This window comes from Mesorhizobium sp. M0119 (assembly GCF_040322615.1).
In the GTDB taxonomy this organism is placed as follows: Bacteria; Pseudomonadota; Alphaproteobacteria; order Rhizobiales; family Rhizobiaceae; genus Mesorhizobium.
Map to the genome: position 1 here is coordinate 144,536 of NZ_JAMYTU010000004.1, position 21,879 is coordinate 166,414.

24 protein-coding genes are annotated in these 21,879 nt (G+C 62.9%); 11 read left to right on the forward strand and 13 right to left on the reverse strand.

All coding sequences use genetic code 11. From position 1 onward, the window contains the following. Positions 1 to 10 precede the first annotated feature (10 nt). The 3 genes from cysT (at position 11) to NKJ40_RS05700 (ending at position 2,853) form a co-directional block, all read left to right on the forward strand. A complete protein-coding gene (gene cysT / locus NKJ40_RS05690; protein WP_352465239.1) occupies positions 11 to 862 on the forward strand; it encodes a sulfate ABC transporter permease subunit CysT in 852 nt (283 codons plus the stop codon). After that, on the forward strand, positions 855 to 1,739 hold the full coding sequence (gene cysW / locus NKJ40_RS05695; RefSeq protein ID WP_292658912.1) for a sulfate ABC transporter permease subunit CysW: 885 nt from the start codon (positions 855 to 857) through the stop codon (positions 1,737 to 1,739). Before cysT ends, cysW begins: the two co-directional genes overlap by 8 nt. Positions 1,740 to 1,812: 73 nt before the next feature. Then, on the forward strand, positions 1,813 to 2,853 hold the full coding sequence (locus NKJ40_RS05700; RefSeq protein WP_352465240.1) for a sulfate/molybdate ABC transporter ATP-binding protein: 1,041 nt from the start codon (positions 1,813 to 1,815) through the stop codon (positions 2,851 to 2,853). A 59-nt stretch (positions 2,854 to 2,912) separates the two neighbouring features. Here the strand turns inward: NKJ40_RS05700 and NKJ40_RS05705 are convergent, their stop codons facing one another. Both NKJ40_RS05705 and NKJ40_RS05710 read right to left on the reverse strand, forming a co-directional pair. Further along, entirely contained in the window at positions 2,913 to 3,389 is a 477-nt protein-coding gene (locus NKJ40_RS05705; protein WP_352465241.1) for a GNAT family N-acetyltransferase, read from the reverse strand. Then, positions 3,389 to 3,670 carry a type II toxin-antitoxin system TacA family antitoxin gene (locus NKJ40_RS05710; RefSeq protein ID WP_352465242.1) on the reverse strand — a complete coding sequence of 94 codons (282 nt, stop codon included), beginning with the start codon at positions 3,668 to 3,670 and terminating at the stop codon, positions 3,389 to 3,391. The genes NKJ40_RS05705 and NKJ40_RS05710 overlap by 1 nt, the downstream gene beginning before the upstream one ends. A 271-nt stretch (positions 3,671 to 3,941) precedes the next feature. Between NKJ40_RS05710 and NKJ40_RS05715 the strand changes: the two genes are divergently transcribed. Both NKJ40_RS05715 and NKJ40_RS05720 read left to right on the forward strand, forming a co-directional pair. Beyond that, positions 3,942 to 4,928, forward strand: a complete 987-nt coding sequence (locus tag NKJ40_RS05715; RefSeq protein ID WP_352465243.1) for a sulfate ABC transporter substrate-binding protein — start codon at positions 3,942 to 3,944, stop codon at positions 4,926 to 4,928. 252 nt (positions 4,929 to 5,180) lie between these two features. Then, on the forward strand, positions 5,181 to 5,630 hold the full coding sequence (locus NKJ40_RS05720) for an RrF2 family transcriptional regulator (RefSeq protein ID WP_006202816.1): 450 nt from the start codon (positions 5,181 to 5,183) through the stop codon (positions 5,628 to 5,630). A gap of 98 nt (positions 5,631 to 5,728) precedes the next feature. On the opposite strand, the gene NKJ40_RS05725 is transcribed toward NKJ40_RS05720, so the two are convergent. The 7 genes from NKJ40_RS05725 to NKJ40_RS05755 form a co-directional block, all read right to left on the reverse strand. Continuing rightward, positions 5,729 to 6,208 carry a gluconokinase gene (locus tag NKJ40_RS05725; RefSeq protein ID WP_352465371.1) on the reverse strand — a complete coding sequence of 160 codons (480 nt, stop codon included), beginning with the start codon at positions 6,206 to 6,208 and terminating at the stop codon, positions 5,729 to 5,731. A gap of 71 nt (positions 6,209 to 6,279) precedes the next feature. After that, a complete protein-coding gene (locus NKJ40_RS05730) occupies positions 6,280 to 7,266 on the reverse strand; it encodes an ABC transporter permease (protein WP_352465244.1) in 987 nt (328 codons plus the stop codon). Further along, the gene (locus NKJ40_RS05735) at positions 7,263 to 8,243 is read right to left on the reverse strand and encodes an ABC transporter permease (RefSeq protein ID WP_352465245.1); all 981 of its coding nucleotides are present in this window, start codon (positions 8,241 to 8,243) and stop codon (positions 7,263 to 7,265) included. Before NKJ40_RS05735 ends, NKJ40_RS05730 begins: the two co-directional genes overlap by 4 nt. Continuing rightward, on the reverse strand, positions 8,240 to 9,781 hold the full coding sequence (locus NKJ40_RS05740; protein WP_352465246.1) for a sugar ABC transporter ATP-binding protein: 1,542 nt from the start codon (positions 9,779 to 9,781) through the stop codon (positions 8,240 to 8,242). Before NKJ40_RS05740 ends, NKJ40_RS05735 begins: the two co-directional genes overlap by 4 nt. An 80-nt stretch (positions 9,782 to 9,861) precedes the next feature. After that, positions 9,862 to 10,986 carry a sugar ABC transporter substrate-binding protein gene (locus NKJ40_RS05745; protein ID WP_352453282.1) on the reverse strand — a complete coding sequence of 375 codons (1,125 nt, stop codon included), beginning with the start codon at positions 10,984 to 10,986 and terminating at the stop codon, positions 9,862 to 9,864. Between the two features lie 294 nt (positions 10,987 to 11,280). Beyond that, entirely contained in the window at positions 11,281 to 12,309 is a 1,029-nt protein-coding gene (gene gntR, locus NKJ40_RS05750; protein WP_352465247.1) for an HTH-type transcriptional regulator GntR, read from the reverse strand. A gap of 173 nt (positions 12,310 to 12,482) precedes the next feature. Next, positions 12,483 to 13,715: an MFS transporter gene (locus tag NKJ40_RS05755; RefSeq protein ID WP_352465248.1), complete on the reverse strand. Its 1,233-nt coding sequence runs from the start codon at positions 13,713 to 13,715 to the stop codon at positions 12,483 to 12,485. A gap of 175 nt (positions 13,716 to 13,890) precedes the next feature. On the opposite strand from NKJ40_RS05755, the gene NKJ40_RS05760 reads away from it, so the two are divergent. Next, entirely contained in the window at positions 13,891 to 14,178 is a 288-nt protein-coding gene (locus tag NKJ40_RS05760) for a DUF3175 domain-containing protein (protein ID WP_352453278.1), read from the forward strand. 111 nt (positions 14,179 to 14,289) lie between these two features. Here the strand turns inward: NKJ40_RS05760 and NKJ40_RS05765 are convergent, their stop codons facing one another. After that, complete coding sequence (locus tag NKJ40_RS05765; protein WP_352465249.1) at positions 14,290 to 14,514, reverse strand: hypothetical protein; 225 nt, start codon at positions 14,512 to 14,514, stop codon at positions 14,290 to 14,292. A 147-nt stretch (positions 14,515 to 14,661) separates the two neighbouring features. Continuing rightward, positions 14,662 to 14,907 carry a hypothetical protein gene (locus NKJ40_RS05770; RefSeq protein WP_352465250.1) on the reverse strand — a complete coding sequence of 82 codons (246 nt, stop codon included), beginning with the start codon at positions 14,905 to 14,907 and terminating at the stop codon, positions 14,662 to 14,664. Positions 14,908 to 15,300: 393 nt separating this feature from the next. On the opposite strand from NKJ40_RS05770, the gene iolE reads away from it, so the two are divergent. From iolE to NKJ40_RS05790, 4 genes are all read left to right on the forward strand, one after another. Next, positions 15,301 to 16,212 carry a myo-inosose-2 dehydratase gene (gene iolE, locus NKJ40_RS05775; RefSeq protein ID WP_352465251.1) on the forward strand — a complete coding sequence of 304 codons (912 nt, stop codon included), beginning with the start codon at positions 15,301 to 15,303 and terminating at the stop codon, positions 16,210 to 16,212. 200 nt (positions 16,213 to 16,412) lie between these two features. Continuing rightward, positions 16,413 to 16,619 (forward strand): LacI family DNA-binding transcriptional regulator, encoded by a 207-nt coding sequence (locus NKJ40_RS05780; protein ID WP_352453276.1) that lies wholly within the window; start codon positions 16,413 to 16,415, stop codon positions 16,617 to 16,619. A 4-nt stretch (positions 16,620 to 16,623) separates the two neighbouring features. Next, positions 16,624 to 18,090, forward strand: a complete 1,467-nt coding sequence (mocR, locus tag NKJ40_RS05785; protein WP_352465252.1) for a rhizopine catabolism transcriptional regulator MocR — start codon at positions 16,624 to 16,626, stop codon at positions 18,088 to 18,090. 193 nt (positions 18,091 to 18,283) lie between these two features. Then, entirely contained in the window at positions 18,284 to 18,649 is a 366-nt protein-coding gene (locus NKJ40_RS05790) for a GFA family protein (RefSeq protein WP_352465253.1), read from the forward strand. Between the two features lie 31 nt (positions 18,650 to 18,680). Here the strand turns inward: NKJ40_RS05790 and NKJ40_RS05795 are convergent, their stop codons facing one another. Further along, positions 18,681 to 19,124 carry an SRPBCC family protein gene (locus NKJ40_RS05795; protein ID WP_352465254.1) on the reverse strand — a complete coding sequence of 148 codons (444 nt, stop codon included), beginning with the start codon at positions 19,122 to 19,124 and terminating at the stop codon, positions 18,681 to 18,683. Between the two features lie 169 nt (positions 19,125 to 19,293). Beyond that, on the reverse strand, positions 19,294 to 20,538 hold the full coding sequence (locus tag NKJ40_RS05800; RefSeq protein ID WP_352465255.1) for a DegT/DnrJ/EryC1/StrS family aminotransferase: 1,245 nt from the start codon (positions 20,536 to 20,538) through the stop codon (positions 19,294 to 19,296). Positions 20,539 to 20,900: 362 nt separating this feature from the next. Here NKJ40_RS05800 and NKJ40_RS05805 point away from each other — a divergent pair, with 362 nt between their 5' ends. Next, entirely contained in the window at positions 20,901 to 21,875 is a 975-nt protein-coding gene (locus tag NKJ40_RS05805) for a polysaccharide deacetylase family protein (RefSeq protein ID WP_352465256.1), read from the forward strand. Positions 21,876 to 21,879: the final 4 nt, after the last annotated feature.

The following is a 21,879-nucleotide window of genomic DNA, read 5'->3' on the forward strand; positions in this document are numbered from 1 at the left end:
TCAGGACGACATGACCACAGCACCCGCCAAGGCGGGGTGGCGGTTCAGACAGCCGAGCGTCATTCCGGGTTTCGGATTGACGCTCGGCTTCTCGCTTGCCTACCTCACCATCATCATCCTCATTCCCCTGTCCGGGCTGATCTGGCGCTCGGCGGCGCTCGGCTGGACCGACTTCTGGGCGATCGTCACCGACCGCCGCACCATCAACGCGCTTGAAATCAGCTTCGGCACCGCTTTCATTGCCGCCGCCGTCAACGTCGTCTTCGGCACGATCGTCGCCTGGGTGCTGGTGCGCTACAGCTTTCCAGGCCGCCGCATCGTCGATGCCATGGTCGACCTGCCCTTCGCGCTGCCGACGGCGGTTGCCGGCATCGCGCTGACCACGCTTTACGCACCGAACGGCTGGATCGGAAGCCTGCTGACGCCGCTCGGCATCAAGGTCGCGTATACGCCGCTCGGCATCGTCATCGCGCTGGTCTTCATCGGTCTGCCTTTCGTCGTGCGCACCGTGCAGCCGATCATGGAGGAGATCGACAAGGAGGTAGAAGAAGTGGCCGCCACGCTCGGCGCCAATCGCTTCCAGATCATCAGCCGCGTTCTGCTACCCGGACTGGCGCCTGCTATCGTCACCGGTTTCGCGCTGGCCTTCGCACGCGGCGTCGGCGAGTACGGCTCCGTCATCTTCATCGCCGGCAACCTGCCCTTCAAATCCGAGATCGCGCCGCTTCTGATCGTCATCCGGCTGGAGGAATATAACTACGCCGCGGCGACCGCGATCGCGGCGATCATGCTGGCGCTGTCCTTCGTGATGCTGCTGGTCATCAACCTGGTGCAGACCTGGAGCCGCAAGCGCTATGGCTGACCCGGAGATCAAATCCTACGCGCCGCACCACGAGAGCCAGTCGCCGGCAGTGACCGAAAGCCGCACGGCGAGAACCGTGCTGATGATCGTGACCTTTGCCTTCCTCGGCATTTTCCTGCTCCTGCCGCTGATCATCGTCTTCAAGGAAGCTTTCGCCAAAGGCATCGAGGCCTACACACAGGCGCTGGGTGAACCGGACACGCGCTCGGCGATCCGCCTGACGCTTCTGGTCGCGGCGATCTCGGTGCCGCTCAACGTCGTCTTCGGTATTTCCGCCGCCTGGGCGATCGCCAAGTTCGAGTTCAAGGGCAAGGCGTTCCTGACCACGCTGATCGACCTGCCGTTTTCGGTCTCCCCGGTCATTTCCGGCCTGGTCTATGTACTTCTGTTCGGCGCGCAAGGCCTGCTCGGCGCCTGGCTCAAGGCGCATGGCATCGTCATCCTGTTTGCCGTGCCGGGCATCGTGCTTGCCACGATCTTCGTCACCTTCCCCTTCGTCGCCCGCGAATTGATCCCGCTGATGCAGGAACAAGGCAACGGCGACGAGGAGGCAGCCCTGTCGCTCGGGGCCAATGGCTGGCAGGCGTTCTGGTATGTGACGTTGCCCAACGTCAAATGGGGATTGCTCTACGGCGTGCTGCTGTGCAATGCCCGCGCGATGGGCGAGTTCGGCGCGGTCTCGGTTGTGTCGGGCCACATACGCGGGCTGACCAACACCATGCCACTGCATGTCGAAATCCTTTATAACGAGTACAATGCCGCCGCCGCCTTTGCCGTCGCTTCGCTGCTTGCCGGCCTGGCGCTCGTCACGCTGGTCTTGAAAACACTTCTCGAGATGCGCTACGGCGCCGAGATCGCCGCGACGCGCGGACACTGACAAAATGCATGTCGCCCAAAACTGGGAACCGGTTTTGGGATAACGACATGCATCAACTACAAAAGGGATTTGCATGGAAGTTCGCGTTGCCAACGTGCGCAAGGAGTTTGAGCGGTTTCCGGCCCTCCACGACGTTTCGCTCGACATCAAGTCGGGAGAACTGATCGCTCTGCTGGGACCTTCCGGTTCCGGCAAGACGACGCTGCTCAGGCTGATTGCCGGGTTGGAGCGGCCGACCCGCGGAAAGATCTTCTTCGGCGAAGAGGATGCTTCGCAAAAGTCGATCCAGGAGCGCAATGTCGGCTTCGTCTTCCAGCACTACGCGCTGTTTCGCCATATGACGGTCGCCGACAATATCGGCTTCGGACTCAAGGTCCGGCACGGGCCGTCACGCCCGTCGGCGAAGGAAATCCGCCGCCGCGCCTCGGAACTCCTCAACCTCGTTCAGCTTTCCGGTCTGGAAAAACGCTATCCGGCGCAACTTTCGGGCGGCCAGCGCCAGCGGGTGGCGCTGGCCCGCGCCATGGCGATCGAACCAGCCGTGCTTTTGCTCGACGAGCCGTTCGGCGCGCTCGACGCGCAGGTGCGCCGCGAACTGCGCCGCTGGCTGCGCGACATCCACGACGCCACCGGCCACACCACGGTCTTCGTCACCCATGACCAGGAAGAGGCGCTGGAGCTTGCCGACCGCGTCGTGGTGATGAGCCAGGGCCGCATCGAGCAGGTCGGCACCGCCGACGAGATCTACGACACGCCGAACTCGCCCTTCGTCTACGGCTTCATCGGCGAATCGAGCTCGCTTCCCGTCAAGGTCGAGGACGGCCAGGTCTGGATCGCCGACCGGCCGATCGGGCTTTCCGCGCCGCACGCACCGCAAGGCGAAGCGACGCTGTTCTTTCGCCCGCACGACGTCGATCTGGTGGAAGAATGCAACGGCTGCATCGCCGGCACGGTCGCCGCCAGCCGCCGCGTCGCCGGCACCAGGCGGGTCGAGCTCGAAATCGGCGGCGAGCGGCAGCGGGTCGAGATCGAATTGCCCGTCGATCATCCGGCGGCGCAGAAAAGTCGAGTGGCTTTTAGGCCGCGGCGGTGGAAGCTTTTTCCGGCTGCTTAGCTACAAGGCAATTGTGGATCCGAAATGCGGTCGCGCTTTCATGCAGAGCGACATCGCCTTCAACGCGCCTTTAGCGAAAGCACAAGGGTCATCGGATTCTTCGGGGAAGCCGAAAAGCCGTAGTGCTCATAGAAAGCTTTCGCTTCAGCCGATATGGCATGAACAAAAATGCCGCGAATCCCGAGGATCGTCGCGGCATGACCGGTGCGCAGAACGGCATCTTGCAACAGCGCTGCGCCTAGTCCCTTCCCTTGCCAGCTTGCGTCCACGGCGAGACGCCCGAGTACGACCATCGGAACAGGATCCGGCATGTTGCGGCGAATGGCGCCTGGAGCTTCCGCAAGATCAAGCCCACCCGAGGAGAGACAGTAATAGCCGACAACGCGCACGCCTTCCGTCACGACATACGTACGCGAGGCGCCGCTGATCTGGTTGATCCGCGCCCTGCGACGAAGCCATTGATCCAGGTTATCGGTCCCGCATTGGAAAAGTTCGAGATCGTGGTTGTCGGCAAGGGGCGTGGGCGCCGACAGCATTAGTCCTGCCAGGGCTTGGGCGCATTCATCAGGCGTGCAAAACCTTCACCGCTCGGTGGCGCATCAAGAATGCCGAGATAATGCTGGTAACTCTCGGGATCGACCTTGATCAGCGCTTGGTCGAGCAGCGTGTCTTCGGCCGCACGGTAGGCGGCATCGATCATAAACTCGGAACGGGTTTTCCCGCGCATTTTCGCGGCGCGATCAATCAGAACACGCACATCCTCTCGGATGCGGAGATTGACAGGCTTGGCATGGGTCTCTGGTGTAGTCTTTGTCATAAGGGCTCCTCTCTCCTACCTGTAGCACATTCGCATACACAATGTGTATCTATTTCGCAGCCTGACCAGGGAAGTGTGGAAACGACCGGGGGCGGCAGAACGCGTCGAAATGCGGCCGCTTGGAAGAAAATTCCAGTAATGGGCCATTTCAGCAATACTTTTCTCGCAGCCAGGCCATAGATCCGACCGGCATGCCTCGTCGCGTCGAGCACTGCCCGACTATTCTTCGGCATTCCATTCGATGTACGGTGTTTCAAGGAGCCCTGTTTTTATGAAGCGATTTTTGCTTGGCGTCGCCACGTTGGCCGGCCTGTTCCTCGCATCCTCCCAAGCCTGGTCGGCCGACAAATTGCTGAACGCTTCTTACGATGTCGGCCGCGAACTGTTTGCACAGGTCAACAAGGCGTTCGTCGCCGCGCACCCAGGCGTCACCATCGATCAGTCGCATGCCGGGACGTCTGCGCAGGCACGCGCCATTGCCGAAGGCCTCGGCGCCGACGTGGTCACGTTCAACCAGGTCATCGACATCGACTTCCTGGTCAAGAAGGGCCTCATCTCCGCCGACTGGCAGAAGGACTTTCCGGACAACGCCTCGCCCTTCTATTCGCTGCCGTCCTTCCTGGTGCGCGCCGGCAATCCGAAGCACATCAAGGATTGGAACGATCTCGTGCGCGACGACGTCCAGGTGATCTTCCCCAATCCGAAAACATCGGGCAATGCGCGCTACACCTACCTCGCGGCCACCGCCTACGCCAAGGAAGCCTTCAAGGGCGACGATGCCAAGGTGAAGGAGTTTGTGACAAAGCTGTTTAACAACGTGCCGGTCTTCGACAGCGGCGGACGCGCTGCGACCACCACTTTCGTGCAGCGCGAGATCGGCGACGTGCTGATCACCTTCGAGTCGGAAACGCGCGGCGTCCGCAAGGAGTATGGCGAGGACAAATTCGAGCAGGTAACGCCCTCGGTCAGCCTGTTGGCCGAGTTTCCGGTGGCGATCGTCGACACGGTCGCCGACGAGCACGGCACACGCGACCTCGCCAAGACCTATCTCGACTTCCTCTATACGCCGGAGGGCCAGGACATCGCCGCCCGCAACGGCCTGCGGGCACGCGACCCGGCGGTCGCCGCCAAATACAAGGCCGAGTTTCCCAATGTCCGCCTGCTGACGGTGGAGGACGTCTTCGGCGGCTGGGCCAAGGTTCAGGCCGAGCATTTTGCAGCGGGCAGCCTGCTCGACCAGACCTACGGCAGCCGCTGACGTCGCCAACCTCGCGAACTGATTGAAAGCCGGCGTTTGCCGGCTTTTCTTCATTTGCCCGCCGAAATTGCAGTTTCCGCACGTTCCGGACCGCCCGCCCGCCAAAACGTTACGAAGAATCAACGCGTTTGCGCGCAATATGTCGTCGGGTGGCCTGTCTGCACGAACGGCATCGTACGGCCAAACCGTCATTATTTGCACACAAACAGCCGCCAGATGCGGGTGGTTGGGGCTTTATGGGTTGACTCGGGCATGCTTACCAAAAAAGGCAAATACGGCCTCAAGGCCCTCGTGCATCTGTCAGGCCTGCCAGTCGGCCAGCTCGCATTCGTCAACGACATTGCGGTCGCCAACAACATCCCCAAGAAATTTCTGGATGCCATCCTGGGCGAGTTGCGCAACGCCGGCTTCGTCCAGAGCCGCAAGGGCAAGGAAGGCGGCTACCGCCTCGCCCGGCCAGCCTCCGAGATCAAGATCGGCCATGTCGTGCGCGTCCTCGACGGGCCGCTGGCGCCGATCCCTTGCGCCAGCCGCACGCAATACCAGCGCTGTGAGGATTGCGACGAGGCGACCTGCCAGGTCCGGCACATGATGCTGGAGGTCCGTCAGGCAATCGCCGAGGTGCTCGACAACCGCAGCCTCGCGGCCATGCGCGACGCCGACAATGACGATTTCCCGGTCGAGCTGACGTCGCAAATCTAGAGCAATTCCAGGAAAAGTGTGAAACGGTTTTCCGTCCGGAATTGCGCAAAAACAAAGAGATAGAGCGGTTCGGCGTTTCCGTGAAACGATGAACCACTCTAGCGCGCGAGCGAGCTCAAGGCGGTCGCGACGGTGTCGGCGACCCGACGCGTGCCATCCAGGGTCATTGCCGCCTCGTCCGCCGCTGGCGCCTCAAGCGTGGCGAACTGGCTGTCGACCAGGCTTGCCGGCATGAAATGACCCTTGCGATTGCCGACGCGCTGTTTTGCTGTTGCCGGGTCGATCTCCAGGTAAACGAAAACGATATCCGCGCAAAAGCCGCGCAGGCGATCACGATAGCTGCGTTTCAGCGCTGAGCAGGCGGCGACCACACCTTGCCCGCTTGCGACCGACGCGGCCATTCGCTGGCCGATCGCGTCGAGCCAGCCTTCGCGCAGCGCGTCGGTGAGCGGCTGGCCGCTCGCCATGCGTGCGACGTTTTCGGGCGGATGCAGCCTGTCGCCTTCGATAAAGACGGCGCCCAATGCCGCTGCAAGCGCTTCGCCGACAACCGACTTGCCGCAACCGGCAACGCCCATCACCACGATGGCGGGTACCGTTCGAACAGTGCTCGCCGGCTTATATGCCACGTCTTTACCGGTCATGCAGGTCAGCGGCTTGCCGGCGCGCGGCCATAGAGCAGCAGCATGGCGACGATGACGACGCCGTAGATGATCTGCCGTCCCGCCTCCGGCATCTGCATGACAGAGAGAATGGACTGCAGAAGCGTGATCAGGATTACCCCGGCGACTGTGCCGAGATAGGAGCCGCGCCCACCGAGGATCGAGGTGCCGCCGAGCACCACCGCGGCGATCGACGGCAGCAGATAGGCATCGCCCATCGACTGTGCCGCCTTGGAGGCATAGCCGGCCAACAGCACGCCGCCGAAGGCGGAGAGCCCGCCCGAAACCGCAAAGGCGATCATCACTACGCGCCTTGTATCGATGCCGGAAAGATAGGCTGCGCGCTCGCGATTGCCGATGCCGTAGACGGTGCGGCCGAAGCCGGTGCGGGTCAGCACGAACACCATTGCGGCGCCGATCAGCGCCCAGATGAGGACGGCGTTGGGCACGGCAGGAACGGCAAAGCCGGTCGCCAGATAGCGCATCGCACCGGTCGCCGAATCCTGCGGCGAGAAACCGCCCGTGTAGACCACCATCAGCCCCTGCGCGACGGCGTTGGTGGCAAGCGTGATGATCATCGAGGGAATGCGCAGATAGGCGACGCCGATGCCGTTGACGATGCCGATCAGAACACCGCAGAAGATGCCGAACGGAATGGCAAGCGCCACGCCGACCGGGCCGTATGCGGCCGCGGCACAGGCCATCATCGCGCCGGCCGCCACCGACCAGGGCACCGACAGGTCGATCTGGCCGAGCAGGATGACCAGCATCATGCCGGTCGCGATGACGCCGAGAAACGACGCCACCTTGAGCTGCTGCAAAAGGTATTCAGGCGACAGGAAGCTGCGCGAATAGAGGCTGCCGAGGAACAGCAGCAGCACGATACAGGCGAACGCCGTCAGCACCGCCGGGTCGGCGCGGCGGAGGAATTTCGGCATGCGGCCGGCGAGACCACTCACAGTCGTTTCGCTCACAGGAACCACTCCAGCCGGTTGCGGACCCGAAACAGGGCGAAGGCGCCGAGGCTGACCGCGATCAGCAGAATGACGCCCTGGAACAGGGGCTGCCAGAGCGGATCGAAATCGAAGACGAACAGCAGGTCGCCGATGGTGCGGAAGGCAAGCGCGCCGAAGATCGCGCCGATGGCGCTGCCCTTGCCGCCGAACAGCGACACGCCGCCAAGCACGACCGCGGCAATCGAAAACAGCGTATAGGCGTTGCCGCTGGCATAGGCCGCATCACCGGTATAGGTGAAGAACGTCAGGAACAGCCCGCCGATCGCGGCAAGCAGACCGGCAAGCGCATAGGCGGCGAACTTTCCACGCCGGATCGGCACGCCGGACATGTAGGCCGCCATCTCCGAGGAGCCGGCCGCATAGGCGGCGCGGCCGAGCACCGACCGGCTGAACGGCACCCAGACGACAAGCACGACCGCCAGCAGCGCCACCAGGCTCGCCGGCACAATACCAAACAGGCGCCCGGTCAGCGCATCGGCGAGCCCCTCATTGACCGAGCCGCCCGGAAACGGCCGCAGCAGCAGCGCAATGCCGAAATAGACCGCACCGGTGGCGATAGTGGCGACGATCGGCTGCAGGCGTCCATAGATGACGATGGCGCCGTTGATTGCCCCGCACAGCAGCCCGGTGCCGAGCACGGCGATGACGCCGACGGCGGTCTCGATGCCGGTGCCGACGACCAGCCACGACGCCAGGCAGTTGGTCAGGGTGAAGATCATCCCGACCGAGAGATCGATGCCGGCGGTGATCACCACCAGCGTTTGCGCCATGGCGACGAAGGCGAGCAGCACGCCCTTGTTCGAGGCCGTCTGCACGACGTTGGCGGTGAAGCCCGCCGGATGGTTCGAGGTGTAGATGACGAACATGACGACGAAGATGCCGAACGCCAGTAGCGTTCCGCGCTGTTCGGCAAGCCAGTAGCGCCAATCCTTCACGCGTCCGCTCCTTGCTTTGGCATCTCTTCGTGAATGTTGAGCGCGCTGGCGATCAGCGCCCGCTCGGTGATTTCGGCGCCGACCAGTTCGCGCTTGACCGCGCCGTCATAGAGCACCAGCACGCGGTCGCAGCAGCCGATCAGCTCGTCATAGTCGGTCGAATAGAAGAGGATCGCCGCACCCTGGTCGGCAAGCTTGCGCATCAACTGGTAAAGCTCCTGCTTGGTGCCGACATCGATGCCGCGCGTCGGATCGTTGAGCAGGATGATGCGCGGCTGCCGCATCAGCCATTTGGCGATGACGACCTTCTGCTGGTTGCCACCGGATAGCGCGCCGACCGGAATGTCGAGGCCGGCGGTCTTGATCGCCAGGAGACCCACCATATCGTCGATCAGCCGCTGCTCGGCGGCGCGATCGATGATGCCGGCCCTGGACAGCCGGTCGAGGGCAGCGAATGAGAGGTTTTCGCGCACCGTCATCGGCAGCATCAGCCCCTCGGTCTTGCGGTCCTCCGGGATCAGCGCCATGCCGATCCGGTCATCGCGCGCCGCGGCCGGGCTGGCGATCGCCACCGGCCTGCCGTCGATCAGGATCTGGCCCGACAGGCCACGCAGCACACCGAAGAAGGCGAGCAGCAATTCGCGCTGGCCCTGGCCGTCGAGGCCGCCAAGCCCGACCACCTCGCCCGCCCCGACCGATAGCGAGACATCGTGCAGCCGATCCGTCCAGGACAGGCTGCGCGCCTCGAGAACCGGCGTGGCTGCGGCAGCCGCCCGCGCGGGCTTGGGCGGAAAGATGTGGCTGTATTCGCGCCCGATCATCAGCTCGACGACCTCGTTGTCGCTTTTTGTACCGGCCGCGTAGCTGGCGACATTGCGGCCATTGCGGAACACCGTGCACTGGTCGGCCAGCTCGGCGATCTCGTTCATGCGGTGCGATATATAGAGCAGCGCCAGCCCTTCCGAACGCAGCCGCTTCAACACGGCAAAAACCCTGGCGACGTCAGCCGCGGTCAGCGCCGAGGTCGCCTCGTCCAGGATCAGGATGCGTGGCTTGCGCGCCAGTGCCTTGGCGATCTCGACCATCTGCCTTCTTGAAAGAGGAAGATCCTTGACCAGCGCCAGCGGATGGATATCGGAGGCGCCGGCGCGAGCAAGGGCTTCTTCGGCGATGCGGCGCTGCGCCTTGCGGTCGATCATGCCGAAACGCTTCGGCGGATCGGAAATGACGATGTTGTCGGCAACGCTGAGTTCGGGGACGAGCGACAGCTCCTGGAAGATGCAGACGATGCCGGCCTGGTTGGCGGCGGCCGGCGAAACGAAGGTAACTTCGCTTCCGTCCAGCATCATGCGGCCCTCGTCGGGCGCAACAACCCCCGCCATGACCTTGATCAGCGTCGATTTGCCGGCGCCGTTCTCGCCGAGAATGGCGTGGATGCTGCCTGGAGTGACCGACAGTTCGGCCTTCTCCAGCGCCCGCACGCCGCCATAGCGCTTGGATATGCCTTCCATGCGGAAGAGCGGAACCGCACCGTCCATCGGCCCTCCCCAGGCGCTTGGCAATCAGGATGTCGAGCGCCGACGCCGCGGGATCTCCCGCGGCGTCGGGCTGTCGGAGTTTACTGGTTTTCCTTGCTCTGGCCCATGATTTCCTGCGCCGTGAAATTGATGCCGCAGGTCGGGAAGGAATTGCCGACGAAGAAATTGTCGGATTGGTCGGGGAAGTAGTCCTGGCCTGCCTTGAAGTTCGGATCCTCGACGATCGCCAGCGGCAGCTTGACCGCTTGCGGCACGACCTGGCCTTCAAGTGCTGCAATCGCCGTCTTGATGGCAACCGCGACCTGCGCCGGGCCGGTACCGGCCGACGAGCATTTCAGGCCGTCAGCGGCGAACTTGGCGCAGAATTTGCGGAAGCCGTTCTCCGTCTCGCCGCCGAACGGCACGAACGGATGCTTGGCATCGATCATCGCCTGCACGATGCCGGTATCGCCGCCCTGTCCGGTAATGCCGTCGAAGGGGCCGTTGGTGGCAATGGCATCGGCCGTAGCCTTTTGCGCAACGCCGTCATCCCACTTGCCGACGACCTCGGTGACGTCCCATTTCTTGCCGGAAGCGTCGAGAACCTCGTGGATGCCGTTGTGGCGATCGGTGTCGACGGACGTGCCGGCGACGCCGCGCACTTCCAGCACCTTGCCGCCGTTCGGCACGTGCTTGACCAGCCAGTTGGCCCACAATTCGCCAAGGCCCTTCTGGTCGACATTGACGTTGATGGCATCCTTGGTGTCGAGGATGTTGTCGAAAGCGACCAGCACCACACCGGCTTCCTTGGCCCGCTTGATGACCGGGCCGAACGCGGTCGGGTTCTGGGCGTTGACGACAATCGCGTCATAGCCGGAATCGATGAAATTATTGATTGCCGAAATCTGGGCCGGCACGTCCTCGCCGGTCGAGACCACTTTGAATTCCTTGAGCTTGGCCGCGACCGCCGGCTGCGCTGCATAGGCCTTCGCCGTCTGCACCATCTGGATGCGCCATGTGTTGGCGATATAGCCGTTGGCCAGAGCGATGCGGTACGGGCCATCTTTCTTGGGGAACTTGAAGAACTGCGTATCGGCCGACCAGGGCGCGAAGCAGTCAGGCTCGGCCGATGGCCCCTTGACGATTTCAGGATCGGCGATCGCCGACGAGCTCAGCATGACGAAAGCAGTGGCGGCAACGATACCGCCAACGAGTGACTTGATCATCGATATTCCTCCCAGTTGCAGTTTGTTTGTTGTTACGCCGATGAATTTGCGCGTTTCCGGCCCGGCACCTCCCGCCGTACCCGTCGCGCGTTCAGGTGGCCGAATGCCGACCCGATCCCCTCCTTTGCTGTCCGGCTAGTCCCACAAAAACTATCATATTATACATAATAAACAAGCATGAGCTGTCGCTTATGTATAATAAACAGCCCCCATCTTCTGAGCGAAGTACCGCCCGGCGACAACTGGTAGCGCTACCATGACGTAGTGTAAAGCGCCATTGCGTCGAGGCTCGCTTCAGCGCGCCGTGCTCTCACGTCGCTTGAGTTCGAAGCCAAGGTCGACGACCCGCTGCTCTGGCCTGTTGCCTTCGATAGCCGCAAGCGCCATGGCGACCGCCCGCCGGCCGATCTCGTAGCGGTAGGTCCGAACGCTGGTGACCGACGGAAAGGCCACCTCCATCATGTCGAGATCGTTGAAGCCGACGATGCCGATCGTCTTCGGCACGGCGATCGAAGCGCGATGGCATTCGAACAGCACCCCGAGGGCGATATCGTCATTGTTGCAGAACACGCCGTCGAGGCTCGGCATCTTGGCCAGCGCGTCGCGGAACAATTCGCGGCCGAGGGTGACGCTGGAGGGCACCGGCGTGGTGGTGGTAAGCCGCGCATCGAACAGGCCGGCCGCCTCCATCGCCGCGCGATAGCCGGCAAGCCGCCGCTGCGAACGCGGATCCATGCGCGCACCGATAAAGCCGATCCGGCGATAGCCTGCCTCGATCAGATGTTCCGCAGCCGCCTTGCCGCCCTCGAAATGTGAGAAACCGACCATCATGTCGACCGGATCGGGCCCGGTCTCCATCACCTGCACCACCGGACAGCCTGCCGTTTCCAGCAGTTTTCGCGAGGCCGGCGTCTGGTCGATGCCGGCCACGATCAGCGCCGCCGGGCGTTGCGGGCCAAACACCTGCAGCAGCCGCTCTTCCTCGAGGCCGGAATAGTGGGTGTTGCCGAGCTGAATCCGGAAAGGGCCGTCGGACAGGCTGTCGTAGATGCCGCGCACCACTTCGGCAAAGACGTTGTTGGTAAGCGACGGCACCAGAACGCCAAAGACCTCGGCGCGCGCCGAAGCCAGCGCCCGCGCATTCGGGTCGGGCACATAGCCGAGCTCGTTCACGGCCGACTCGATCTGGCGGCGCAGATCTTCCGAGACACGCCCCGGCTCACGCAATGCGCGCGATACGGTAATGGCGCCGACGCCGGCCTTGCGGGCGACATCGGCGATGGTCGGGCGGCCGCCGCCGCGGCGCGAGCGCGGCTTGATCACCGTACTCGTCCGGACGCCGGGCAACCGCCCAGACGCGACCGTGAAACGATGTTCAGCGTTTTTGAAACTGCTGCCATGCCAAACTGGCCCGTTGCCACACCTTGTCTGGCGTCGCGCAGCCTTCGGCTGTTGTCAAGCGACGGCCGGAGAGACTGTGTCCGTACCGCTGTGCTTCAGGCCGCCACAGCAGCGCTGCGCCGGGCCTTCCACAGCAGCAGCACCATGGCCAAAAAATTCAGCAGGTTCCAGGCAATGCCGTTGAGGAAGGCGGCGGCATAGGAGCCGGTCAGATCATAGATCCAGCCCGACATCCAGCCGCCAATCGCCATGCCGAAGATGGTCGCCATCATGACGATGCCGACGCGCTGGCCAGCCTCCTTGGCTGGCATATATTCGCGCACGATGATCGCATAACAGGGCACGATGCCGCCTTGCGACAGGCCGAAGACCAGCGAGACGACATAAAGCGAGGCAAGCCCGTCGAACGGGATATAGAACAACAGCGACAGGCATTGCAGCACCGAGCCGATCAGCAGGGTTTTCACGCCGCCGATGCGATCGGCAAGGAAACCCGAGCCAAGCCGGCTGACGACGCCCGCCGCCAGCATGATCGACAGCATATCGGCGCCATGCGCCACGCCGTAGCCGAGATCCATGCAATAGGCGACGATATGGACTTGCGGCATCGACATCGCCACGCAGCAGCCGAGCCCGGCGACGATGAGCAGCGCCTGCAAGGCCGCCGGCGACAGTGAGATCGGCTGCACCACGCGGCTGCCCGGCGATCCCGGAGCCGCCTGGGGCGGTGCGCCGCGCCGGAGCAGCAGGATCAGCGGCACCATGGTGACCAGGCAGACGGCGCCGATCGCGGCATAGGTGAAGCGCCAGCCTTGCGCCTGCATGACATAGGGCATCGCCGTCGGCCAAATCGCTCCGGCGAGATAGTTGCCGGATGCGGCAGCCGTCACCGCGACGCCGCGGCGCCGGTTGAACCAGTGCGAGATGTCGGCGATCAGCGGCCCGAAGATCGCCGACGAGCCAACGCCGATCAACAGGCCCTGGGCGAGGGTGAACTGCAGGATCGAACTGGTCAACGACGCCAGCAGGAAGCCGGCGCCAAGTGTAATCGCGGCAATCAGCGCCGGGATCCAATACCCCATGCGGTCGATGGCGCGGCCGAACAGCACATTGCCGGCGGCAAAGCCGACCATGGTCGCGGTGTAGGGCATCGAGGCAGCGGCGCGATCGACGCCGAATTCTGCCTGCACGGCAGGCAGCACCACGACCACCGCCCACATGCCGACCCCGCCGATCGTTGCCAGCAGCATCGAGATGCCCAGCCGTATCCAGGCATAGGCACTGTCGATGCCGGAACTTTCTGCCTGGCTTGAGACGATTGGGGTCAAGAGCGTTTCCTGTCCGCAGTTCTTGAATCGGCGGTTCTGACCACTATCGGCGCATTCGCATCGCCGAGCAGCGCCACGACTGGCAAATCCGTGGCTCCAGGGATTCGGGCCGAAGTGGAACAGGGGTGCGCCATAAGGCGTTTTCCCGGCAACGACCTAGTGGAAGGAGTTTGCCATGACCGCGCAACGGAAATGGTCCGCCGACGTCACCGAGCATAGCGACGCGCTGGACCTCGAGGAACACATCTTCGAATCCCACGATCCCAAGAAGATCGCCGCCTCGTTGAAGCGCTCGGCCGAGCACAGCGACCGACGCAAGGCAGGGCCGTTTCAATCCGCCATGTCGATGCTGAATTTCTACATCAACCGCGCCGGCAAGAACCTGCCGGCGGCGCAGAAGAAAGTGCTGGAGGACGCCAAAGATGAACTGCGCGTCCTTTTTGGCCGCCCAAAGGAAGATTAGTAGTCAAATCTGACGCTTGGTGTCCGTCGGGAATGGCTGGAACCGACCCATTGCAGACGTTGCCACTCTCGTCAAAAGAATCCGCCCCATGAATTGGTCAGAATCCGGTGACTAGTTATCCAGTCGGTGTTTGGCCAATTCTATCTGATAGAGGCTTCGTGGATGTCTTCTGCGCCGCCATATTTTAAGAGCTATGATCAGGGCAATATACCCGAACAGTGCAAGCAGCAGACCCCACAGACCACCAAGATCACCCATGTAAGCGGCCATAAGAAGCACAGATGCAACCACGACCACGGTGTAATATAGGATCGAGGCCCAGACGTATTTTTCCATTTGAGAGCTCCTCATCGATCACCTACTCGATTGAAAATGCGATTCATAACTCACCGATGCTGAGCGATTCGTTTCGAGAATGTGCTCATGGAGCGAGGTCCGCCTCCACCCATTGGCGACCTTCTCTCTCGCACGACGAATGGCGGCTTAGTTCAAGAGCCGTCTGCCAATAGCGGGCGCTGTCACAACCAGCCCGAACAGGAAAGGAGCACCAAAAATCGCAACCAATGACCACGTTGCAGCACGGTCTCCCGCCTGCGATGCCCGAAACAGTGCTTGAATGATCGGGAGGTTGCTAAGTCCTGTGAACTTTCTGAATTTGTCCGGGTTCTCCATGTGGTCTCGATCGGCCAGGTGAGCACCATAAAAATAGGGACCAACAGCCAGCAGCATGATTGGTATCAATGCTATCAGGTGATGGTCAACTTCGCCCCCGGATGACCATCGGACAGTAAAAATCGCGATTACGGTCAAGATCAAGATCGCCCGATAGATTGCTATGCGCATTGTGGCCCCGAATTGCAGTTCCTTGAGCTACGCTGACATGGGTCGGTTAGCGCGGTGTGAAGGCTGGTGCTGCAATTGAAGAGAGATCTCAGGTTTGCGCTTCCAATAGGTGGCCTTTCCACCGAGAGCGGCTGTTGTCGTTGAGTACCAAAATATGAGACTTTCACCGCCATTAATTGGTTCTGCCAAATTCGGCTGAACTGGACCTAGTGACAGGGCCTCTTTGTCGCCAGTCTGCAGGCTCGGCTTGTCTTCCCAAGCCCGCAAAAGCCTGGCGTCATGACGGTCAAGATCGGCATCAATCCCATCACCTGGAGCAATGACGACGTTCCGGCGCTTGGCGGGGATACGTCCTTGGAGACCTGCCTGTCGGAAACGGCGCTGGCCGGCTACCGCGGCACCGAACTCGGTGGCAAATTTCCGCGCCAGGCTGAAGTGCTTGGGCCGCTCCTGTCTTCCTATGGCCTGGAACTCGTCTCCGGCTGGTATGATGGCCGCATTCTCGACCGCACGGTCGACGAGGAATTCGCGGCGATCACCCCACATCTTCAGCTGTTGCGAGACCTTGGCGCCAGGATCGTCGTCTACGCCGACACCTCGCGCGGTCGCCATGACGGCATTTTCGCACCGATCTCCGAGCGTCCGCGCCTCGCCGACAGGGACTGGCCGTCCTATGGCAAGAAACTGACCGCCCTCGCCGACCGCATGGCTGCATTCGGGGTCGGCATGGCCTTCCACCACCACATGGGCACCATCGTCGAGACGGACGATGAAGTCGACAGGCTGATGGCGGCGACGGGCCGAAGCGTCGGCCTGTTGTTCGATACCGGCCACTGCCTGTTTTCGGGCGGCGACCCGCAATCGCTGTTGCAACGGCATCTCGACCGCATCGTGCATTTCCATTGCAAGGATGTTCGCAGGGCGATGCTGGAACGGGCACGCCGCGAGGACATGAGCTTCATGGCGGCGGTAATCGACGGCATTTTTACCGTGCCCGGCGACGGCTCGGTCGATTTCCTGTCATTGCTGAAGCCCCTCGCCGCGCGCGGCTATGAAGGTTGGCTCGTTGTCGAGGCCGAGCAGGATCCGGCCAAGGCGCATCCGCTGACCTATGCCAGCAAGGGCTATTTCTCGCTGCTCGCCACTGCCCGCGAGGCCGGCTTCGAAGTGGCGACGCGGCAGGTAAACTGACCGGCCCGCATTGCGAGCCAGGGGAACATAATGGGCGCGCGCCTCGATGGGGTTAGCGACGCGAAAGCGCCCGGCGATCCGCGCCGCCTTGCTCCCTGCGCGGCGCGGATCACAGAATCCCGGCTCTGGATTGCAAACCCCGACTTTCAAGCTTGAGGCCGACCGGAAGCCGTGCCTTGATGCAACCGAGGAGGAGCGACATGGCTTTCGAAGCTGCGCTTGGCATGGAACGGCTTTGCACCATCCGCGAGATTGCCGAGAAGGCGGAACTTGGCGCCGCCACCGTGCATCGCGCGCTGAAGAACAGCCGCGAGATCCGCCCCGAAACCAGGCGACTGGTGCTCGACACCGTCTGCCGGCTCAACGAGGAAAAGATCGCCCGCGCCGCCCGGTTCGTCGGGGGATAGTGCCGTGGCCGACCACATGCGCCTTTCCCTCGACATCATGTCGGTCGACCGCGCTTCGGAAGAACCGATGCATCGTCAGATCTACGGCGCCTTGCGACGCTTCATCCTTGACGGCCAGATCCCGCAGAACACGCTGCTGCCGTCGACGCGCTCGCTGGCCGAAGATCTGAAGGTCGGGCGCAACACGGTCATCGCCGCCTATGACCAGCTCCTTGCCGAAGGTTTTATCGAGGCGCGCGCCGGATCGGGCACCTGGGTGGCGCCGATCCAGCAGAACCGCCCCTTGGCATCCCTGCGCGCCGGACTGGCAGCGCCGCAAAAGCTGTCGCGGCGTGGCCAGACCATCGTCAACGGCCCGCAACCGCCGCGTAATGCCGGCGTCATCAATTTCCATCCCGGCGTGCCTGAAACGGCGTCGTTTCCGTTCACCATCTGGTCAAGCCTTCTGGTGCGCAATGCACGCAGCCGCGACGAGAGCCTGCTTGGTTATCTCTCCTTTGCCGGCCACCCCGGCCTGCGTCAGGCCATTGCCTCGACCATCGGCCTGTCGCGCGGCATCAGCTGCACCGCCGACCAGGTGATCATCGTCACCGGCGCGCAGGCAGCACTCGATCTCGTCTCGCGCGTGCTGATGGACGAAGGCGACCATGTCTGGATGGAGGAGCCCGGCTATCTCGGCGCCAAGAGCGCCTTTCTCGCCAGCGGCGCCAGGCTGGCACCGTTGAAGGTCGACCGGCGCGGCTGGCATCTTGCCGATCCGGAGCTGCCGCCGCCGCGGCTGATCTATGTGACGCCATCCTGCCAATGGCCGTTCGGCACAATCATGCGCATCGAGGAGCGATTGCAGTTGCTCGACATCGCCGAACGCAACGGCGCCTGGATCGTCGAGGATGACTATGACGGCGAATACCGGTTCCGCGGCCGGCCGGTGCCGGCCCTGCGCGGGCTCGATCATGCCGACCGCGTCGTCTATATCGGCAGCTTCGGCAAGACGCTGATCCCGGCGCTGCGCATCGGTTATCTGATCGTGCCGCGCGAATTGTCGGTTCCGTTCGACCGGGCGGTGAGCATCACCGGCCAGTTCGCGCCGCTGATCCTGCAGGCAACGGTCAACGACTTCATCATGCAGGGCTATTTCGCCACGCACCTCAAGCGCATGCGCCGGCTCTACGCGCGCCGGCAGGCGAACTTCGTCAAGCTGTGCCAGGAGCATCTGGCCGAATGGCTGATCGTCACGGAAAACGATTCCGGCATGCAGCTGCTGGCGAGCTTCGTCAGGCCCTATAAGGACAGCGACGTGGTCGCCGCCGCCCTCAAGGAGGGGCTCGACGTTCAGGGCATCTCCATCAACTATCATTCCACTGAGCCCGAGCACGGCCTGCTGCTCGGCTATGCGGCGATGGACGAACGTCAGATCCTGCGCGCCGTTCTGGCGTTGCGCGCCGCGTTCCTAAGATTGGATAGAAGCTAGAGCCAGGCTCTCCATCTCGTTCACCGCGGGGTTGAGTCGGTCGCCCGCAGTGATTAGGAATATGGGGCGTCGGTCCTTGTTTTCGGCGTTCGCGCAAAGCGCGCTTCCCAAGGCCGAACCTCCCCGAAAACCAGAAGCATGCCCACCGCCGGTATTGGCGGGCAACGCATTCATCTGAACCATGAGGATTGCCATGAGAACCGCATCCTGTGCCTGCGGGCAACTGAGGATCTCCTGTAACGGAGAGCCGCAGCTGGTCGCACAGTGCCACTGCCTCGACTGCCAGAAACGGACCGGCAGCACATACGGCGTCGCCGCCTTCTTTGCGCGCGACAAGGTAGAAGCCGAAGGCGACGCCAGTACCTACAGGCGATCAGCTCGGAGCGGCCACCATGTCACTTTCCATTTCTGCCCGGGCTGCGGCTCGAGCGTCTTCTGGGAGCCCGAGCGAAAGCCTGAATGGATCGCCGTCGCGGTCGGCTGCTTCGCCGATCCCGCCTTTCCGGCCCCGGCGCATGTTGGGTGGGAAGACCGGCGTCATCCCTGGGTTTCCGGTTAGCGACGCCAACCCGCCAGCGCAGCGCTTTACCTTACTGGTTGATCTCGGGTTCAACGAGCTTCGCCAGATTTCGCAGCGACTCCTGCCAGCCGAGATAGCAGGCCTCAACCGGGATGGCGTCTGGGATACCTGCCTGCGTGATATTCACTTCGGTGCCGACCGACACTTTCTTCAATGTCACGGTCACCTCGATCTCGCCGGCCAGGTTGGGGTCGTCGAACCGGTCGGTGTAACGCAGTCGCTCATTGGGCACGAGCTCGACATATTCGCCGCCGAACGAGTGGCTGTCGCCGGTGGTGAAGTTGCGGAAGGACATTTTGAACGCACCGCCGACTTTCGCCTCGAAGTGATGAACCGTGCAGGTGAAGCCGTTCGGCGGAAGCCATTTCGCAAGTGCATCCGCTTCAAGGAACGCGCGGTAGACTTTCTCCGAGCTGGTTGTCAGAACGCGGTGCAGCCGTACGGTGCCGGGCATATCGTTAATCCTCCGTGTTGGTGATCGATGCCCCCTAGGACGAGCGGAGCCCGGCCTATCCGACACGGGCCCGCGGATTTTTTGGCGGCCGGTTATGCCGGCCGGAATCCTCGGCCGGCCACCGGACAAGGAACTCGACCGCAGGGGAGCAAACCGCGCCGGATCTGGTCTAGTTCACACTGTCGAACTTCTGCAGATCAACCGGTGCCGCCTTGCGCAATTCGATATCATCGAGCGAAGCATTCTCCAGCGCCACCCGCGCCGCCGCGTCGATGTTGTGGATCATGTCCTGAATGTCGGTATCGCTGTGCGCCGGGTTCATGGCGACCATCACGGTGCGGTTGAGGATGTCGAGCGAGCGCTTGCCGAGGTCGTCGGGATAATCCAGCCGCAGGCCCTGGTTCTCGGGCAGTGCGTAAGGATTGAGCGCCGGGTGATGCGCCCCTTCATGCATCAGCACCTGGTCCCACTGGGTGAAATTGTGACGGCCGGTCTTGCCGGCAATGACGCTCGGAATGGTCTTCGAAAAAGTCTGCGCCGCCTGCTCGCTCGACAGCAGGTACATCACCTGTGCGGCACAATCGTCGTCCGCGCTGTTCATCGGCGACGGCGTCAGCCCAAGATTGCTAAGGTGGTGGGTACCGGCCAGCACCGTCTTCTTCTCGGCTCGCATCGCCTCGATGATGCCGTCCAGCCGGTCGAGTTGGACGTTGAGCATCGCCCCCATCAGTTCGGAAGCACGCGCGCCGATGCCGGCGAAGGGTTTGATGCTGTCGCTTCTGCCCTGCCAGTAGAAATGGCAAGGGTCGATTGCGCAGCGCGCCCGTTCCGCCACTTTCGGGTCGCTGGTGGCGATACCGCCGCCCTCGCCCGAGGTCATGTTCTTGAAGTAGTTGAAGGAATAGGCGCCGGCATGGCCGATCGAGCCGAGCTTGCGGCCCTCATAGCCGCCGCCGATGCCTTGGCAGACATCCTCCAGCACCAGCAAGCCGCGCTTGGCAGCAATGTCCATGATCGCATTCATGTTGCAGGCCGCGCCCCACATATGCACCGGGATGACCGCCCTGGTGCGCGGCCCGATGGCATCGCGCAGGGCGGTGGGATCGATGGTCAGGCTCTCGTCGATGTCGACGATGACTGGAATGGCGCCGACCGAAAGCACCGCGGTCGCCGTCGCCATATAGGTGTGCGCCGGCACCAGCACTTCGTCCCCCGGGCCGATGCCGAGGCCGATCAGGCCGGCGGCGAGCCCATAGGTGCCGCTGGCGGCCAGCGCGAAATGCTCGACGCCAAGATGCTGCGCATAGCGGGCCTCGAAGCGGTCGCATTCGCTGTCCCTGCCGTAACGAAACAGCGCGCCCGAGCGGATCACCCTGGCAATGGCTTCGATTTCCTCTTCGCCGGCGGTGTACATGACAGGCCTCCAGTCACTTGATAGTGTGGGTCACTTGATAATGTGGTCGCTTGATGGTGTGGACAGCTGTAGGCTTGTCGGCACAGTTTGAAAGAACCACTCCGCCGCTATTCGACCAAGCCATCTGCGCCCGGAAGACGGTTCCTATGACTGGTTTTGAACCGTGATTGGGGAAATCGGCAGCTAAGTGTCTCAGCCGGCAGGCAAATCGTACCCATCCGAATTCGCCAAAGTGGCCCTGTCGGAACGGCAGGTTTCGGCGTTCCATTCCGGCCAGTTGGGCAAACGGTTGGTTCCATGAAATACGGGACACACTTTGGAAGACCCTCGAAACCGGCGTGCCGGCGGAAAGGCGGCCGGTCGTGAACGCCGCCGGCTCCAGCAATCGGATCGTGCTCCACGAGGACGATGTCGGCATGTGCCACGGCGCCAATAGCGCCTTCCTCGAATTGAGCGGGCTGGGCGTCTGCAGTTCCGGCGCGGTGATGGTGCCATGCCCGTGGTTTCTCGAAATGGCCGAAAGCGCCGCCGCCAACCCTGCCCTCGACCTTGGCGTCCACCTGACGCTGAACAGCGAGAAGCAGCACTACAAATGGCGGCCGTTGACCGCGCCGTCGCGGGCGGCCGGCCTGACCGACGAGTTCGGCTTCTTCTGGCCCGATGTGGCGACCACGCGCCGCAAGGCGGTGCCGCAGGCGGTCGAGGCCGAGCTTCGCGCCCAGATCGACACCGCCTATCGCGCCGGCATCGACGTCACCCACCTCGACGCCCATATGGGAGCGGCATTGTCGCCGGAATTCTGCAACATCTACATCAAGCTCGGGCTCGAATATCAACTGCCCGTGCTGCTGACCAAGACGCTGTCCGCCTATTCCCCCAACGACAATCTGGTCGGCGTCACCGAGGAGGCGTTCCAGCGCGGCGTGGCGCTGGCCCGCGCCGGCGGCTTTGCCATTTTCGACGCCGCCATCCAGACGACCTGGGGCCGGCCGCGCTCCAGGCCGATCGAGCCGGCTTACAAAGCGCTCATCGACGGTGTGCGCGAGCGCCTGACCTTCTTTTGCCTGCATTGCAACGCGCCCGGTGAACTCGAGCTGATCGAGCCGCGCTCCGCCTATATCCGCACCGAAGAGTACGAGCTGTTCCGAGACCAGGGCTTTCGCGACTGGCTCGCCGCACAGCCGATCGACGTCATCGGCATGAAGCCGTTGCGCGAGGAGCTTCGCGCAGCGCTCTCGGCCGGGCGATCATCAACAACAGCCCGCGGCAACACCGTGGGCGAACAGCGATCGGCGTCGGCAAAGGCCCGCAAAGCGGCCACCCGATCCGCAACGTGAGCCG

Coding starts and splice junctions, on each gene's coding strand:
- NKJ40_RS05700 (WP_352465240.1), top strand. CDS start 1,813: ATGGAAGTTCGCGTTGCCAACGTGCGCAAGGAGTTTGAGCGGTTTCCG.
- NKJ40_RS05745 (WP_352453282.1), bottom strand. CDS start 10,986: ATGATCAAGTCACTCGTTGGCGGTATCGTTGCCGCCACTGCTTTCGTC.
- iolE (WP_352465251.1), top strand. CDS start 15,301: ATGACGGTCAAGATCGGCATCAATCCCATCACCTGGAGCAATGACGAC.
- NKJ40_RS05800 (WP_352465255.1), bottom strand. CDS start 20,538: ATGTACACCGCCGGCGAAGAGGAAATCGAAGCCATTGCCAGGGTGATC.
- NKJ40_RS05710 (WP_352465242.1), bottom strand. CDS start 3,670: ATGACAAAGACTACACCAGAGACCCATGCCAAGCCTGTCAATCTCCGC.
- NKJ40_RS05795 (WP_352465254.1), bottom strand. CDS start 19,124: ATGCCCGGCACCGTACGGCTGCACCGCGTTCTGACAACCAGCTCGGAG.
- cysT (WP_352465239.1), top strand. CDS start 11: ATGACCACAGCACCCGCCAAGGCGGGGTGGCGGTTCAGACAGCCGAGC.
- NKJ40_RS05740 (WP_352465246.1), bottom strand. CDS start 9,781: ATGGACGGTGCGGTTCCGCTCTTCCGCATGGAAGGCATATCCAAGCGC.
- NKJ40_RS05770 (WP_352465250.1), bottom strand. CDS start 14,907: ATGCTGCTGGCTGTTGGTCCCTATTTTTATGGTGCTCACCTGGCCGAT.
- NKJ40_RS05765 (WP_352465249.1), bottom strand. CDS start 14,514: ATGGAAAAATACGTCTGGGCCTCGATCCTATATTACACCGTGGTCGTG.
- cysW (WP_292658912.1), top strand. CDS start 855: ATGGCTGACCCGGAGATCAAATCCTACGCGCCGCACCACGAGAGCCAG.
- NKJ40_RS05760 (WP_352453278.1), top strand. CDS start 13,891: ATGACCGCGCAACGGAAATGGTCCGCCGACGTCACCGAGCATAGCGAC.
- NKJ40_RS05715 (WP_352465243.1), top strand. CDS start 3,942: ATGAAGCGATTTTTGCTTGGCGTCGCCACGTTGGCCGGCCTGTTCCTC.
- NKJ40_RS05720 (WP_006202816.1), top strand. CDS start 5,181: ATGCTTACCAAAAAAGGCAAATACGGCCTCAAGGCCCTCGTGCATCTG.
- NKJ40_RS05790 (WP_352465253.1), top strand. CDS start 18,284: ATGAGAACCGCATCCTGTGCCTGCGGGCAACTGAGGATCTCCTGTAAC.
- NKJ40_RS05780 (WP_352453276.1), top strand. CDS start 16,413: ATGGCTTTCGAAGCTGCGCTTGGCATGGAACGGCTTTGCACCATCCGC.
- NKJ40_RS05725 (WP_352465371.1), bottom strand. CDS start 6,208: ATGGGCGTTGCCGGTTGCGGCAAGTCGGTTGTCGGCGAAGCGCTTGCA.
- NKJ40_RS05705 (WP_352465241.1), bottom strand. CDS start 3,389: ATGCTGTCGGCGCCCACGCCCCTTGCCGACAACCACGATCTCGAACTT.